This is a genomic window from Acidobacteriota bacterium, from assembly GCA_039683095.1.
GTDB lineage: Bacteria > Acidobacteriota > Aminicenantia > Aminicenantales > Saccharicenantaceae > RBG-16-66-30.
Genome location: JBDKSB010000001.1, coordinates 188,761 through 204,087, shown reverse-complemented (window position 1 = coordinate 204,087; position 15,327 = coordinate 188,761). Strand labels below are relative to the sequence as shown.

Genomic DNA, 15,327 nt, shown 5'->3' with positions numbered 1-15,327 from the left:
CTCTGCATGGATTCAAAGCCCGAGCCCTTCGGGACAAGATAAAGGTATTATCCGTAAAGAGGAATCGTTATCATTTTTAAGGAATCATCACGCCTTGGAACTCCGCCAGGGATCTAATTTCGACCGGGCGTTCAAGCATCTTTCCGGCATGTCTCCCCTGGCCTATCGGCGGCGCTTCCGGCGAAGATGAAATCCGCCGGCGCGCGAACGGCGCGGCCTGTTCCGGCGGCACGATCAGCGCCGTCTTGGCGAAGGCGACGGCATTGGACGTCCTGTCGCGGGACCGGACATAGAAATAATACGTGCCCGGCCCAAGGCCTTTCGCGGAGCATTGACAATTAAACGCTTGAAAAATAAAATGTTAAGGCCATGTTCGCAAGTCTCAAGGAAAAGCTCGTCCGGACCCGCGACGCCTTCCGCCGGGTCGGGGACCTGCTCCGCAGCGGCAAGCGCCGCGACGAGATCCTGGAAGGCCTCGAAGAGGCCCTCATCCAGGCCGACGTCGGCGTCGCGGCCACGGAGAAGATCGTCGGCGCGCTGAAGGCCAAGACCGGCAGGGCCGAGGATCAGGCCGGGCTCGAGGCCGCGCTCAGGGACGAGCTGGTCATCCTGTTGTCCCCGGCGAACGGCCGGCCCGCCCCGGCCGCGGAACAGACAGTCATCCTGATGGTCGGCGTCAACGGCGGAGGCAAAACCACCTCGGCCGCCAAGCTCGCGGCCCGGTTCAAGCGCGACGGCCGGCGCGTGATGTTCGCGGCCGCCGACACCTTCCGGGCCGCGGCCCAGGAGCAGCTGGCCATCTGGGGCCGGAAGCTCGACGTCCCGGTGGTCAAGGGCTCTTACGGCGCCGACCCGGCCTCGGTCGTTTTCGACGCCGTCCGATCGTTCAAGGCCCAGCGGGGCGACATCCTGCTTGTCGACACCGCCGGGCGCATCCACACGAACGCCAACCTCATGGCCGAGCTGGAGAAGGTCCGGCGCGTCGTCGTCCGCGAGCTGCCCGGGGCCCGCGTCGAATCCCTGCTCGTCCTCGACGCCACGGTCGGGCAGAACGCCGTTCTCCAGGCCCGGGAGTTCCTGAAATTCTCCGGGCTGACCGGCATCTTCCTGACCAAGGTCGACGGCACGGCCAAGGGCGGCGCGGCCATCGCCGTCGCGGCCGAGCTCGGCCTGCCCATCCGCTACCTCGGCCTGGGCGAAGGCGAGGACGATATCGCCGACTTCTCGCCGCGCGAATTCGTGGAGGCCCTGCTCGCATGACCCGGCCCGCCGACCTGGCCTGGATGGAGATGGCCTACGGCCTGGCCGAAAAGGCCCGCGGCCGGACGAGCCCCAACCCGCTCGTCGGGGCAGTCGTCGTTCGCGACGGAAAGCTCGTCGGCCACGGCTATCACGAGGGGCCGGGCCGGCCGCACGCCGAAATTGTCGCCCTGGGCCGGGCCGGCCGCCGGGCCAGGGGCGCGACCCTCTACCTGACCCTCGAGCCCTGCGTCCACTGGGGCCGCACGCCGCCGTGCGTCGACACGGTCATCGCGGCCGGGCTGGCCCGGGTGGTCGTCTCGGCCGTCGATCCGAATCCCCTGGTCCGGACTAAGGGCATCCGCCGGCTCGAAGAGGCTGGTCTCGCTGTCGAGGCCGGGCTCCTGGCCGAGCGGAACGCCGCGCTCAACGAGGTCCACGCCAAGTTCATCACGGCCAGGGTCCCCTTCGTCACGCTCAAGGCGGCCCTGACGCTCGACGGCAAGATCGCCAGCCGGACGGGCGACTCAAAGTGGATCACGTCGGCGGCCACGCGCAACTACGTCCATCTCCTTCGCGGCGAGCAGGACGCCGTGATGATCGGCTCCGGCACCCTCCTCGCCGACGATCCGCTCCTGACCGTGCGCCACCCGGCCTGGCCCGGCAAGAAGCTCGCCCGGGCCGTCCTCGACTCGCGGCTGCGCTTCCCGGCCGGGGCCCGGATGCTCGAGACGCTCGACCGCGGGCCCGTCCTCGTCTTCGCCGGGCGGGAGGCGCCGGCGGACAGGGCCCGGGCGCTCGAGGCCCGCGGCGTCGAGGTCGTACCTCCGCCGGACGGCGCCGCGGCCTGGACGCTCGAACGCGTCCTGGCCGAGCTCGGCCGCCGCGAGATCGCCGCCCTGCTCGTCGAGGGCGGAAGCCGCCTGTTCACGTCCTTCATCGAGGAGAACCGCGCGGACAAGGCCGTCCTGACCTTCGCGCCCGTCCTTGTCGGCGGCGCCACAGCCCCCGGCCTTCTCGGCGGCCGGGGGGCTGACCGCATCGCCCAGGCCATCCCCCTGAAGCGGACCCGCTCGTTCTCGATCGGGGACGACACGATCGTGGAAGGATACTTCTGATGTTCACCGGCATCATCTCCCACCGGGGCCGCGTACTTGGGTTCCGCGGCGGCCGCTCCCGTCTGGCCGTCGAGGCGCCGGGCCTCACGGCCAAGGTCGCCCCGGGCGGCAGCGTCGCCGTCAACGGCGTCTGCCTGACCGTCGTCGAGGCCGCGCCGGGGGCGGTCCATTTCGACGTCTCGCGGGAGACCCTGGCCAAGTCCACGCTGGGCGGCCTCCGCACGGGCGCCCCGGTCAACCTCGAGCTGCCGCTGACCCTGGCCGCCCCGCTCGGCGGGCACCTCGTCAGCGGCCACGTCGACAGCGTGGGCCGGGTCCTGCGCTCCGTCTCCCGGCCGCCCGGACGGCGCCTGGCCGTGTCGTTCCCGGCCGCGCTCCGGCCGTTTTTCGTCGAAAAGGGGTCGGTCGCGGTCGACGGCGTCAGCCTGACTATCGCCGCGCTCTCGGCCTCGGCCCTCGAGGTCGAGCTCGTCCCGGCCACGCTGGCGGCGACGAACCTGGGCGGCCTGCGGGCCGGGGCCAAGGTCAACCTCGAGTGTGACATGGTCGGGAAATACGTGTATAATTGGCTGTCGCGAGGACGCAAAGAGGGCTGAGAAAGGCCCCTTCACTTCCATGACCGAAGAACAACCGATCGTCTCCGTCGAAACGGCGCTGGAGGCCGTCCGGGCCGGCCGGATGATCATCATCGTCGACGACGAGGACCGCGAGAACGAGGGCGACCTGATGGTTGCCGCCGAGAAAGCCACCCCGGAGATCGTCAATTTCATGGCCCGGCACGGCCGCGGCCTGATCTGCCTGCCCCTGACCCACGAGCGTCTCGAGGAGCTGCAGCTGCCGCTCATGGTCAGCGAGAACACGGCCCGTTTCCAGACGGCCTTCACCGTGTCCATCGACGCCAAGAAAGGCGTGACGACGGGCATCTCGGCCCCCGACCGGGCCCGGACCATCCTGGCCGCGATCGACCCGGCGACCAAGCCGGACGACCTGGCCCGCCCGGGCCACATCTTCCCCCTGCGGGCAGTCGAGGGCGGCGTCCTGTCCCGAGCCGGCCAGACCGAGGCCTCCGTGGACCTGGCCCGCATGGCCGGGCTCGTCCCGGCCGGCGTCATCTGCGAGGTCATGAACGAGGACGGGACCATGGCCCGCCGGCCCCAGCTCGAAGAGGTCAGCCGGCGGTTCGACATCCCCATCCTGACGATCGCCGAGCTCATCCGCTACCGCGTCAGCCACGAGACCCTCGTCCGCAAGCTCACGGAAACCGACCTGCCCACGGCCCACGGTCATTTCCGCCTTCATGTCTTCGAGGACATCATCCGCCACAAGCCGCACGTCGCCCTGGTCAAGGGGGAAGTCGGCGACGGCCGGCCGGTGCTTGTCCGGGCCCACTCCCAGTGCCTGACCGGCGACGTGTTCGGCTCGGCCCGCTGCGACTGCGGCGACCAGATCCACCTGTCCATGGAGATGATCGAGAAGGAAGGCCGGGGCGTCGTGCTCTACATGCTGGACCACGAGGGCCGCGGCATCGGCCTGGTCAACAAGATCCGGGCCTACGCCATGCAGGACCAGGGCGCCGACACGGTCGAGGCCAACCACAAGCTGGGCTTCAAGACCGACCAGCGCGATTACGGCGTCGGCGCCCAGATCCTGGTCGCCCTCGGCGTCCGGCGGCTCCGCCTTATCACGAACAACCCGCGGAAGTTCGTCGGCCTGGCCGGCTACGGCCTGGAGATCGTCGAGCGCGTGCCGATCGAGGTCCCGCCGAATCCCAGCAACAGGCGCTATCTGAAGACCAAGAAAGAGAAGATGGGCCACATCCTGGACATGGTCTGAGGATGGACAAGCGCCGCCCTCCCGACGAACCGACGCCCTCTCCCGTCTGCCTCGCCTTCGTCCAAAAGCTCGGCCGGACCCCCGACAAGGCCAGGCGGCAGAGGATCATCGCCGCCTGCGGCAAGTTGGCCCGGCCCTGGTCCGAGGAGCTCCTCTGGGAATCTCTGGCCGATCCCAACGAGGGCATCCGCGATCTCGTCGTCCGCGAGCTCTGCGCCAGGGACGAGGTCAGGCCCGGATGGGCCGTCCGCCGGCTCCATCTTCCTCCCTGGTACGCCCGGAGCGCGGCCCTGGCGGTCATCGGAAGGCGGCGCCTTCGCGAGGCCCTGCCCGGGATCGGAACGGCGGTCGGCGATCCCAACGCCGACGTCCGCCGGGCGGCGGCCGAGGCCCTGGGCCTGATCGGCGGCGAGGAATCGGTCCGGCTCCTCGTCCGGCTGAAAAAGGACGCCAATCCTTATGTGCGGGCGGCCGCCGAGGAAGCCATCGGCCGGACGAGCGGGGTGCGGTTCAGCTGATGCCGAGTTCGTCCCGCGGCGCGCCGGCCGCGGCTAATCTTCCCGCGGGCGGACGGATCAGGACGCGTAAGTGACTGCGGAGCAAGCCTGGCAGCAGAGGGGGTTCGACGTGCAGTTGTCCTTGTGGCTGTACGGCGCCACGGGCGGAGCCGTTTTATGCTTGCAATGGCACAAAAGGGTCTCCTCCGGACGCCCCTTGAAAAGGACAATGAGCTCCGGCGTCTGCCATCGTTTTTTCATGGCGGTCAATCCTCCAGAAACGCTTCCTTGACAATATCTTAAGCCGAACTTCCGGCAAAGTCAACCTGATTTTAGCCCCTCCGCCCGGGCCTCGGCCACCCGGCAGAACTCCTCGACCGGCCGGTCGAGCTCCCCCGTCTCGAGGTAGGCGTGGGCCGGGCACCAGAGGCAGAGGTTGACGATCGGGCAGCGGCCGCACTTTTCCAGGTATTCCGGCCTGTGGGACTCCTTCCGGAGCGCGGCGGGCAGGAAGCGGGTCCAGGCGTCGTCCAGGCTTCCTTTCCGCAGGTCATAGAGGAAATCCGGATGATGGAGGGACAGGCAGGGCCGCAGCAGCCCCTCCGGGCCGACGACGAAGCTCATCCGGCCGACGCCGCAGCGGAAGATGTGCCGGCAGTCCGGGACCGGGGTCCCCTCCGCCGGCGCCGCCGGCAGGATCTCGGCGCAGGCGTCCGTGAGGGCCCCGAAGCGCTCGGGATCGGACCGCTCCAGCCGGGCCACCTCCCGCGGGCTGAGCCGCTCGGCCCGGATCAGGGCGTTCCGGGCCTCGTCCCGGTCGAAGCGAAGGTGCAGCTGCGGGTCGAAGCGGTAATAATCCTTCGTCCGGGCCCGGCAGAAGTCGCCGATGGCCGGGACCTCGTGCTTGTTCGAGCGCAGGGCCATGGCCTTGAGCCGGACGGCGGCGCCGCTCGCCAGGAGCCGGTCGAGCCCTCTCTTAAAAGCGTCGAAGGAGCCCGGCGTCCTGGTCACCCGCTCGTAGGTCTCGCGGGTCACGCCGTAAACGGTCACCTCGATGTCCCGGGGCGGGAACTTCCTGAAGAAACGGACGTGCTCGTCGGTGACGAGCGTGGCGTTGGTGAAGAGCGAAACGAGCAGGCCCTTGCTCAGGATCGCCTGGTAGAGATCGAAGAAATCCTTGCGGAGGAGGGGCTCGCCGCCGGTCAGGAGGCACCAGACGGCGCCTTGGGCCGCGGCCTCGGCGGCTATGCGGCCGGCCTCGTCGACGGAGAGCTCGCGCTTCCGGGCCGCCCTGTCCCCGGCCGGGGCGTTGATGTAGCAGTGCCGGCAATCGAGATTGCAGCGGGCCGTCGTCTCGTAGTCGAAGCTGAAGACGGCCCGGCTGCCGGCCATCTTCTCCCACAGGCCGAACCCGGCGAGCGGGCGACGGACGACGAAGTCCTTGCCCATCTCAAACCTTCCGGTCCCGGAGGCCGAGGGCCCGGCGGAGCCGCATGGAATACCGCGTGAACCAGGAGGACCGCGACAGGCGGGCCAGGCCGGCGGCCAGGAAGCCCGGCCCGACACGGAGAGCCCGGCCGTTCCGCTCGATCCGGACGACCGCGCCAAGGATGTCCTGCCGCCCGACCTCGCCGTCGTCGACCAGGCCGTTGTCGCCCTTAAGGAGATATCTCCCGTCCGCGATCCCGACCACGCGGTGGAGGCGGACGGCTTCCGTCCCGGGGAGAACGAAGGCCACGATATCGCCCAGGCGCGGCCCGGCCGCGCCGACGGGCCGGAGGGTGACGACGTCCCCGTCCTTGACGGCGGGGTGCATGCTCGAGCCCCGGGCCTCGTAGCGGCAGGGCCGGCCCCGCTCCAGGACCGCCCGGATGAGCCCGGCCACGGAATAGCCGTCGCCGAGGGAAGGCCGCGGGCGGGGCGTTTCGTCCACGTCTCAGTCCTTGTCCCGGTCCTTGGCCACGATCATCCGCCGGTCGCAGAGCTCCTGGAGGAACCCGACGACGTCCTCCCGGACGAGCCCGTCCGCGGCGTCGTAGCCGGCTTCGAGGTCCCGGACGATCTCGGCCAGGGGACGCGCCCCATCGAGCCGAGACCAGATGTCGCGCCCGGTCTCGTTGAGGGTCAGCAGCTCGTCCTCGAGGTCGCCGATGCCGGAGGTCAGGGGAACGATGACGATCTCCCCCTCGATCTCGCGGACGACGACCTCCTCGGACGGCAGGTAGGCCTTGTTCAGATCGATCTTCTCCGTCATGCTCCGTTCCTCCTCGCGGCCCGCGCGGCGCCGTCGCTGACGGTCCAGGCCTTCTTCCCCCGCTCGAGAAGGCCGGCCGCGACGGCCTGGGCGTGGGCGACATCGCAGAAATATTCGACCGGCGTGTCCAGCGTGCCGTGCTCGGCCCACGACTTGGCCGGGCATTGCTGGCAGAGGCCCTTGAGAAAGCAGCGGCCGCAGCGCTCGAGATAGGCCGGGCCGGCCGCGCGCCGCTCCCGGAGCCGCGGCAGGAAATCCGTCACGGCCTCGCGGAGCGAGCCCGCGGCCAGGTCGTAGACGGTGTCGGGATGGCGCAGGCCGAGGCAATACTGGAGCCGGCCGTACGCGTCGACCGCGGCCGAGGCCGCCGCGGGCAAGCAGCTGAACAGGCGGTCGCCGCGGGGCCGGCCGTCGCGGCCGCAGAACTCGCGCCATTCGTCGACCGCGGCCTCGCCGCCGCGGCGGGCCAGGCGGACGAACTCGCCGGCCTCCATCCTCAGCCCGGCGATAACGGCGCTGCGGGCCGCGTCCCGGCGCGAGTGGAGGTCGAGGAGCGTGACCCAGGAGACCGGCCCGGCCAGGCCGGGGAGGCCGGCAGCCCAGGCTTCGAGCCCGTCCATCTCGCCTCGTGTCGGCGGCAGGACCGCGCCCTTGACCACGAAGGACACGCCCCGTTCGCCGAGCAGGCTCAGGCCGCGCCTCGTCGCGGCGAACGAGCCGGGCGTGCCCGTAGCCGCTTCCGAGCTTTCCGGCGTCAGGCCGTAGACCGAGACCTCGACCGCCTCGAGCGGCGGCACGTCGGCCAGGAGCCGGGCCAGGCCGGGCGTGACGAGCGCGGCGTTGGTGAAGAGCATGACCCGCAGGCCGAGCCGCCGGGCGTGGACGTAGATGTCCTCGAAGTCGTCGCGGAGCGCCGGCTCGCCGCCGGTCAGCCGGACGACCAGGCAGCCCAGGTCCGCGGCTTCGCTCAGCAGGGCCTTCCATCGCGCCGCCGGCCACTCCCGGGCCCGGGCGGCGCGGTCGCCGGCCGGCAGGCCGACCGAACAATGGCGGCAGGCGAAGTTGCAGCGCTCGGTCAGCTCGACGTCCAGGCGGGCCAGGGCCGGGGCGGAGGCCCGCCAAAGCCGGTCCTCGCCGGACCGGACCTTGCGAACGTAGCTCTTCGCCGTCACGGCCGGCCCTCTTTCCGGAGGAATTCTTCGAGAACGCCGGCGATGGCCCCGCTCTTGTCGAAGGACAGGTCGTAGAAGGGCGCCTCGCGGACGATCTCGCCGGCCAGGCCCAGGGCCCGCTCCCACCAGTCGGCCGAGAGGAGCGGCCGGACCAGCCGGGGCAGGAAGTCCCGCAGGACGGCCTTGGGGTCGTCGACGCGGTCCAGCCGGTTCGCCGCCGCCTGTCGCAGGAAGAAAACGGCCCGGACGGGCGCCGAGCCGGCGGACACGACCGGGATCTCGCCGTGGTTCCAGGTGCCGTGGACGCGGAAGCCGCCGGGGCTTCTGCGGACGATGACCCGGTCGTCGCAGAGGACCCGGCCCCGGCCGCCGATGAGCTTGACGATGGTCGACTTGCCCGCCCCGGAGGCCCCGGCGAAAACGAGACCGCGGCCGCCCATGTCGACCGCCGAGGCGTGGACGAAGAGGCCGCCGAAGGCCGGCAGGGCCCGGGCCAGGATAAGCTGGTCCGAGGGCAGCAGGGCCAGCGAATCGAGCCGGCCGGCGCGGAAGAAGGCGTCCGAGGGGCTGTAGATCCGCCCCCTGGTGTGGCCGTCGTCGAAGACCATGACCCGGTGGACCGTCGCGTCGCCGGGGTCCGGCGAGATCATGAGGTAGATCCACGAACGGCCCTTGCGGTAAACGGCCCAGGGGGGATGGCGGTAGACTTCCCGGCCCAGGTCGAAGGCCCCGAGGTCAGGCAGGGCGAAATGGTGGCGCAGGACGATATCCGGCGCCCCGTCCGGCTCGACGCGGAAGAGGTCGAATTTCGGTTCGAAGGTGTCTCCGGTGATGGGCCGGTCGGCCTCGACGTCGATCGTCAGGCCCGCGACGCGGAAGCGGCGGCGGTGCGTCCCGAGCCAGGCCGTCCTGGCCCGCCGGGACTCCCGGGCGATGTCGCAGAGATAGCCGATCCTGGCCGAATGGTCGCGATGCTCGAGGTAGGCGAAGACCGGGCACCAGCGGCAGCCGGCCCGCAGGTCGCAGGCGCCGCAGCCGTCGGCGTAGGCCTTCGACGGGACGACGGCGCCGGCCAGTCGGGGCAGGCGCTCTTCCCAGGCCTCGGCGAAGCTCGTCGCCCTCAGGTCGAGCCGCAGTCCGGGGTCCTTGACGAACGAGCAGAAGCTCAGACCGCCGTAGGGATCGACGTGGAAATCGCGGCGGCCGGCCAGGCAGTCGGCATAGAGCCCGCGGCCCCCGGCCGCGGCCGCCGCGGCGCAGCCCTCCCGGCCGTCGCCGTCCGGCCCGGCGCCGCCGGCCCAGTCCTCGTCGATCTCGACGATCCGGGCCGGGTCCAGGCGCTCGGCCATGATGTCGCGGTTCCGGCTCGCGTCGCCCGCCGCGGAGAGGTAAAGCCAGGCCGCCCCGACCCTCCAGCTCGGGCTCCAAGACTCGGCCAGGCGGACCATGGCCTCGAATTCGGCGATGTTCGTCCGCATCGGAACGACCTGGACCGTGAAAGCCGCGCCCGCCTCGCGGAGACAGGCGATGCCCCGCTCCAGGGCGGCGAAGGATCCCGGCGCGCGCGTGACCGCGTCATGGACGGCGGCGGTCGCGCCGTAGAGCGCCACGAGCTTGACGCCGGGGCGCCTCAGCAGCCGGGCGATGGCCGGCGTGATCAGGGTCCCGTTCGTGTTCAGCGTGTACCAGGAAGCCTGGGCGGCGAGTTCGGCGAAGATCTCGGGGAAGTCGGGGCGGAGCATGGGCTCGCCGCCGGAGATCGTCCATTCCCGGCAGCCCATCTTCCGGGCTTCCCCGGCGATCCGGCGGATCTCGTCGAAGGAAAGCTCGGCCCTCTTTTCGGCGGCGTCCGGGGCGAGCCTCAGCCAGCAATGGCGGCAATCGTTGCCGCAGCGATAGGTCAGGTCGAGGCTCCCCTTGAGGGGAAGCCGCGGATAGTCCCGGACCTCGCGCCGGCTCACATAGCGGCTCATGCATTCTCCATCTGGGCGCGGCCGGGATCATCCCAGTGCGTCCGGCAGACTCCGGCCCGGACCCGGTCACAGGGTAAAGCCCGGGGCGTCCCGGGGCATGGCCGCGGCCGGGGAAAAGGGGGGTGATTTTCGGGCCCCGGGCCTCCCCCCGGGGGGTGAGACGGTTCCGGCCCTCTCACCCCTCCTCCCGGCCGCCGCCCGGCCTCGACTCGAGGATGAACGTCACCGGCCCGTCGTTGACGATATGGACCTCCATCATCGCCTGGAAGACGCCGGTTTCCACGGTCACGCCGACGGCCTCGACGGCCCCGACGAAATGATCGAAGAGGGCGGCCGCCCGGGCCGGCTCCTCCGCGCCGTCGAAGCTCGGCCGGCGGCCCTTCCGCACCGAGCCCGCCAGGGTGAACTGGGAGACGGCCAGGACGTCGCCGCCGGCCTCGGCCAGCGACAGGTTCATCTTGCCCTGGGCGTCGGGGAAGACGCGCAGTTCGACGCACTTCCGGGCCAGGTATTCGGCGTCCGCCTCGCCGTCTCCCTTCTCGACCCCGACCAGGAGGCAGAGGCCTCGGCCGATGCGGCCGGCGGTCCGGCCTTCGACGTCGACGCGGGCCTCCCGGACCCGCTGGAGCACGATCTTCACGGGCTTCTCCGCGCCCGCCGGCTGCGGGGAGCGGCTTCCCCCAAACCCGGCGGCCGTTTGACTTTAAGGCCTCGATATTCTATCATAGGCCCCTTTTAAGAGGAGAAAAATATGGCCCGTCACAAATCAGCGATACGGCAGCACCGCCGCAGTTTGCGCCGGAAATCCGTCAATACCCAGAACAAGTCCGCCCTGCGCACCGAGATGCGCAAGGTCCGGGAAGCCATCGGGGACAAGGACCAGGAAGGCGCGGTCAAGATGCTGCCCGCGCTCTTCAAGGCCATCGACCAGGCGGTCAAGAAGGGGGCCATCAAGAAGAACACCGGCGGCCGCTACAAATCCCGGCTGAGCCGCCAGGTCGCGCTCCTCGGCCCTACTCCGGCGAAATAAGCGTCCGCTCCTTCCGCGCCAGGCAGAACTCCTTCAGGAAGGCCTCGAAGAGGACCTTCTCGCCCGCATCCTTCGAACCCGTCGTCTTGAGCGTCCTGTCCAGCTGGCGGAGCTTCCGCAGCAGGGCGTTGAGCACGTCCGGGGCCAGGCTCTCGACCGTGCCGAAGAAATCATCGTATTTGCGCCTGTAGAGGTCGGCGAAGTTCCGCGAGATATTCGGGAAAAAGGTCTGGAAAACCTCGTCCTTGGTCCGGCTCTTCTCCCTGAGCCAGGTCTGGGCGGCCAGCACGCTGCGGAGGAAGCCGGCCAGGCGGCCGATGATGATCCCGGTCCGCTCGCTTTCGGCGAAGAGGTCGCCGAGTATGGACGCCGCCTTGGCGAAATCGGCCGCGGCCAGGGCGTCGTCGAGTTCGTAGGCCTGGAAACTCCGCTGCCCGGCCGTGGCCAGGTCGACATCGCCCTCGTCGATACCCTTCTTCTCGCCGACGAACACGGCCAGCTTCTCGATCTCGTTCATCATCAGCCGCAGGTCCTGGCCCAGCAGCTCGAACAGCCGCTTCCTGGCCCCGGCTGACAGCGTCTTGCCCAGGGCGCGGGCCTTCTCGTCGGCCCGCTGCATCAGCCGGTATTCGGTCAGGCGCTTCATCTCCACGACCGACATCGCCGACTTCGGCAGGGACTGGAAGAAGCGGACGAAAGCGTCGTCCCGGCGGATGCCGCCGGCCCGGACGACAACGATGATGGTCCGCTCCGGCGGGCCGGCGAAATACTCCTTGAGGATCTTCTGGTCGAGCGCCGACAGGTACTTGGAGCCCCGGCCCTCGTCGCCTTCGTCCTTCGCCCTTCCGCCCCCCGCCCGTTCGGACGGCTTGCCCTCCGGCACGCGGACGAGCAGCGCCCGCCAGGGTTCGAACAGGAACGGCGCGGTCCGGGCCGTGTCGATCACGTCCCGCCACTTCGTATCGTCGAGGCTCATGCGGGTCAGGCGGAACTCGCCGCCGGCCGCCTCCGCCAGCAGGCCTTCGAGGCCGGCCAGGAATTCCTCGGCGATGTAGTCCTCCTCCCCGAAGAAGAGATAGCCGGCCAGGAGCGTCTCCAGGCGCAGCCCGCCGGAGGCCGGGGCGGACATGCTAGAACCCCTCGAGGATGCTGACGACGAGACTGCGGGCGAACTTCCCGGCGATCTTGTCGAGGGCCTCGGTCTGGACCGACTCGAAGCTCGAGCCGGGCGGAACGTCGTACTCCTGCTGATAGATGAAGGCCGGGTTCGAGAACAGTGGTTCGGCGGAGGTCCGGTCCCTCAGGGTGACCCGGGCCGTCACGGTGACGTTGTACTTGTCGGCCTGGTTCGCGCCGCTGAAGCCGATGGGGCTGGCCACGAAGCCGGTGATCTCGCCCTCGAGCACGGCGTCGGCCGCGGCCGGGTCGTCGCCGATCCGGACCTTGCCCCGGGCGACGAGCTCGTTGATGACGGCCCGGGTCAGCTTGACGTCGAGCTCGTAACGGGTCGTCTGGTTCTTGAACATGGGCACGCTCATAGTCCTGATCCGGGACGGCAGGGCCGAGCCGGTGCCGCGGAGACGATAGCCGCAGCCCGCCGCCGCGGCGGCCAGCGCGGCCGCGGCCAGGACGGCCGCGGCGGCCCGGGCCCGCAGGCGATCGTTCGGTCCGTTCATTGTCGGCGCGCTCCGGCAGGGGGCCGTCAGCTGACGATGTTGACCAACTTGTTCCTGACCGCGATGACCTTGCGCGGCGCCTGGCCGCCGAGGGCCGCCTGGACCTTGGGCCGGGCCAGGGCCGCGGCCTCCAGCTCGGCCTCCGGCGTGTCGGGCGCGGCTTCGAACCGGTCCCGGACCTTGCCGTTGACCTGGACGACGACCGTGGCCATCTCGTCGCGGGCCAGGACCGGGTCGCAGGCCGGCCAGGGCGAGAGCATGACCAGGCCGGCGTGCCCGGTCCGTTCCCAGAGCTCCTCGGCCAGGTGCGGGGCGAACGGCGAGAGCAGCTGGATCATCGACTCGATGGCCAGCCGCAGGCCGGCCCGTCCGGCGGGCGTCTCCAGCATCGCCTCCCGTTCCTTGTGGGTCAGGTTGTAAAGCTCCATGATCGAGCTGACGGCCGTGTTGAGGTGGAAGCGGACGCCGATGTCCTCGGTCACCTTGCGGATGGTCTGATGGGTCTTGCGGACCAGGGCCGAGGACGGATCGACGGCGGCGGCGGGGCCGGCGAAAAGGTCCAGGTTCTCGAGGACGATGGTCCAGACCCGGACGAGGAAGCGGTAGCAGCCCTCGAGCCCCTCCTCGGCCCAGGCGAACTCCTTGTCAGGCGGCGAGGCGAAGAGGATGAACACGCGCAGGGCGTCGGCGCCGTAGCGGACCAGGATCTCGTCGGGGTCGACGATGTTGCCCTTGGACTTGGACATGGCCGAGCCGCCCATGGTCACCATGCCCTGGGCCAGGTAGTGCGGGAAGGGCTCGGAGATGCCGGTCAGGCCGAAGTCGCGCAGGACCTTGGTGAAGAACCGCGAATAGATCAGGTGCAGGATGGCGTGCTCGACGCCGCCGATGTAGAGGTCGACGGGGAGCCAGCACTCGGCGTCCTCGGGCCGGAACGGCAGCGAGGTCTCGCGGGGCGAGCAGTAGCGGAAGAAGTACCACGAGGAATCGACGAAAGTGTCCATCGTGTCCGTCTCGCGGCGGGCCGGGCCGCCGCACTTCGGGCAGGTCGTGTGAACGAAGCTGTCGAGGCGCTCGAGGGGCGAGCCCTCCTCCCCGGTCAGCTTGACGTCGAAGGGCAGCTCGACGGGCAGGTCCTTGTCGGGCACGCCGACGATGCCGCAGCGGTCGCAATAGATGACCGGGATGGGAGTCCCCCAGTAGCGCTGGCGGGAGATGCCCCAGTCGCGGAGGCGGAAGATGGTGCTGCGCCGGCCGAAGCCCTTGTCCTCGGCGTGCTTCCCCATCTCCTCCATGGCCTTGTCGTTGGGCAGGCCCGAGAACGGGCCGGAGTTGACCAGGACGCCCGGCTCCTCGAACGGTTCCGCGGGCTCGGCGTCGAACCTGTCGCCGGCCCTCTCCGGCGGGGCGATGACCGTCCGGATGGGGATGCCATAGGCCTTGGCGAACTCGAAGTCGCGGGCGTCGTGGGCCGGGACGGCCATGATGGCGCCCGTGCCGTAGTCCATCAGGACATAGTTGGCGATCCAGATCGGGATGCGCTCGCCGGTGAAGGGGTTGACGGCCTTCCTGCCGGTGTCGACGCCGTCCTTCTCGGTCTCGCCGACGTCCCGGCGCTTTCGCATCTCAGCCACGGTCCGGGCGACCCAGGCGCCGAGCTCCTTCTCGCGCGGCCCGCGGATGAGCTCCGCGACGGCGGGGTGCTCGGCCGAGAGGACGAGGAAGGTCGCGCCGTAGATCGTGTCGATGCGGGTGGTGAAGACCTCGATCTCCCGGGACGTCCCGTCCAGGCCGAAGCGGACATGGGCGCCGGAGCTCTTGCCGATCCAGTTCTTCTGCATCTGCAGGACGTGCTCGGGCCACTTGCCCAGGGCGGCGTGGCCGGACAGGAGCTCGTCGGCGTAGGCCGTGATCTTGAGGAACCACTGTTCCATCTTCTTCTGCGTCACGGGCGTTTCGCAGCGCCAGCAGCCGCCTCCGACGACCTGCTCGTTGGCCAGGACGGTCCGGCACTGGGAGCACCAGTTGACCCAGCTCTCCTTGCGGAAGGCCAGGCCGCGTTCGAGCATGCGCAGGAAGATCCACTGGTTCCACTTGTAGTATTCGGGCAGACAGGTGTTGACCTCGCGGTCCCAGTCATAGCTGATGCCCATGCGCTTGAGCTGGGTGCGCATGTGGGCGACGTTCTCGAGCGTCCAGGTCTGCGGGTGGGTGCCGTGCTTGATGGCCGCGTTCTCGGCCGGCATGCCCAGGGCGTCCCAGCCGATGGGGTGCAGGACGTTGGCTCCGGCCATGCGCTTCTGGCGGGCGATGACGTCGCCGATGGAATAGTTGCGGACGTGGCCCATGTGGATGCGCCCGGAGGGATACGGGTACATCTCCAGGCAGTAGAACTTCGGGCGGCCGGGCTCGGCGGCGGCGGCGAAAGCCCGTTCTTTCTCCCAGGCCTTCCGCCATTTGGCCTCGATCGCGGCAAAGTCGTAGGTCTCGATCATGGTATTAAAATCCTCGAAAGAATGGGTTTTCATCTTAGTT

At 69.8% G+C, this 15,327-nt stretch carries 15 protein-coding genes; 6 read left to right on the top strand and 9 right to left on the bottom strand.

Annotated features, from left to right (window positions below):
- Positions 1 to 369 precede the first annotated feature (369 nt).
- The 5 genes from ftsY to ABFD52_00965 are packed head-to-tail and all read left to right on the top strand — an operon-like array spanning position 370 to position 4,708.
- The gene (gene ftsY / locus ABFD52_00985; protein MEN6559335.1) at positions 370 to 1,260 is read left to right on the top strand and encodes a signal recognition particle-docking protein FtsY; all 891 of its coding nucleotides are present in this window, start codon (positions 370 to 372) and stop codon (positions 1,258 to 1,260) included.
- Positions 1,257 to 2,357: a bifunctional diaminohydroxyphosphoribosylaminopyrimidine deaminase/5-amino-6-(5-phosphoribosylamino)uracil reductase RibD gene (gene ribD / locus ABFD52_00980; protein ID MEN6559334.1), complete on the top strand. Its 1,101-nt coding sequence runs from the start codon at positions 1,257 to 1,259 to the stop codon at positions 2,355 to 2,357. The genes ftsY and ribD overlap by 4 nt, the downstream gene beginning before the upstream one ends.
- Positions 2,357 to 2,953 (top strand): riboflavin synthase, encoded by a 597-nt coding sequence (locus ABFD52_00975; GenBank protein MEN6559333.1) that lies wholly within the window; start codon positions 2,357 to 2,359, stop codon positions 2,951 to 2,953. Before ribD ends, ABFD52_00975 begins: the two co-directional genes overlap by 1 nt.
- A 19-nt stretch (positions 2,954 to 2,972) precedes the next feature.
- Positions 2,973 to 4,190, top strand: coding sequence for a bifunctional 3,4-dihydroxy-2-butanone-4-phosphate synthase/GTP cyclohydrolase II (locus tag ABFD52_00970; protein MEN6559332.1), 1,218 nt, complete (start codon positions 2,973 to 2,975; stop codon positions 4,188 to 4,190).
- Positions 4,191 to 4,192: 2 nt separating this feature from the next.
- Positions 4,193 to 4,708: a HEAT repeat domain-containing protein gene (locus ABFD52_00965; protein MEN6559331.1), complete on the top strand. Its 516-nt coding sequence runs from the start codon at positions 4,193 to 4,195 to the stop codon at positions 4,706 to 4,708.
- A 300-nt stretch (positions 4,709 to 5,008) separates the two neighbouring features.
- On the opposite strand, the gene ABFD52_00960 is transcribed toward ABFD52_00965, so the two are convergent.
- The 6 genes from ABFD52_00960 to dtd form a co-directional block, all read right to left on the bottom strand.
- Positions 5,009 to 6,136 carry a radical SAM protein gene (locus ABFD52_00960; protein MEN6559330.1) on the bottom strand — a complete coding sequence of 376 codons (1,128 nt, stop codon included), beginning with the start codon at positions 6,134 to 6,136 and terminating at the stop codon, positions 5,009 to 5,011.
- 1 nt (position 6,137) lies between these two features.
- Positions 6,138 to 6,620: a S24/S26 family peptidase gene (locus tag ABFD52_00955; GenBank protein ID MEN6559329.1), complete on the bottom strand. Its 483-nt coding sequence runs from the start codon at positions 6,618 to 6,620 to the stop codon at positions 6,138 to 6,140.
- Positions 6,621 to 6,623: 3 nt separating this feature from the next.
- Complete coding sequence (locus tag ABFD52_00950; protein MEN6559328.1) at positions 6,624 to 6,941, bottom strand: PqqD family protein; 318 nt, start codon at positions 6,939 to 6,941, stop codon at positions 6,624 to 6,626.
- Positions 6,938 to 8,113, bottom strand: coding sequence for a radical SAM protein (locus ABFD52_00945; GenBank protein MEN6559327.1), 1,176 nt, complete (start codon positions 8,111 to 8,113; stop codon positions 6,938 to 6,940). The genes ABFD52_00950 and ABFD52_00945 overlap by 4 nt, the downstream gene beginning before the upstream one ends.
- Positions 8,110 to 10,086 (bottom strand): radical SAM protein, encoded by a 1,977-nt coding sequence (locus tag ABFD52_00940; protein MEN6559326.1) that lies wholly within the window; start codon positions 10,084 to 10,086, stop codon positions 8,110 to 8,112. The genes ABFD52_00945 and ABFD52_00940 overlap by 4 nt, the downstream gene beginning before the upstream one ends.
- 175 nt (positions 10,087 to 10,261) lie before the next feature.
- Positions 10,262 to 10,726 carry a D-aminoacyl-tRNA deacylase gene (dtd, locus tag ABFD52_00935; protein ID MEN6559325.1) on the bottom strand — a complete coding sequence of 155 codons (465 nt, stop codon included), beginning with the start codon at positions 10,724 to 10,726 and terminating at the stop codon, positions 10,262 to 10,264.
- A gap of 111 nt (positions 10,727 to 10,837) precedes the next feature.
- Here dtd and rpsT point away from each other — a divergent pair, with 111 nt between their 5' ends.
- Complete coding sequence (rpsT, locus tag ABFD52_00930) at positions 10,838 to 11,116, top strand: 30S ribosomal protein S20 (protein MEN6559324.1); 279 nt, start codon at positions 10,838 to 10,840, stop codon at positions 11,114 to 11,116.
- Here rpsT and holA read toward each other — a convergent pair.
- The 3 genes from holA to leuS are packed head-to-tail and all read right to left on the bottom strand — an operon-like array spanning position 11,100 to position 15,287.
- On the bottom strand, positions 11,100 to 12,245 hold the full coding sequence (gene holA / locus ABFD52_00925) for a DNA polymerase III subunit delta (protein MEN6559323.1): 1,146 nt from the start codon (positions 12,243 to 12,245) through the stop codon (positions 11,100 to 11,102). The two genes, rpsT and holA, sit on opposite strands and share 17 nt — an antisense overlap.
- Before the next feature lies 1 nt (position 12,246).
- Positions 12,247 to 12,792, bottom strand: a complete 546-nt coding sequence (locus tag ABFD52_00920; protein ID MEN6559322.1) for an LptE family protein — start codon at positions 12,790 to 12,792, stop codon at positions 12,247 to 12,249.
- 26 nt (positions 12,793 to 12,818) lie between these two features.
- Positions 12,819 to 15,287, bottom strand: coding sequence for a leucine--tRNA ligase (gene leuS / locus ABFD52_00915; protein ID MEN6559321.1), 2,469 nt, complete (start codon positions 15,285 to 15,287; stop codon positions 12,819 to 12,821).
- Positions 15,288 to 15,327 lie beyond the last annotated feature (40 nt).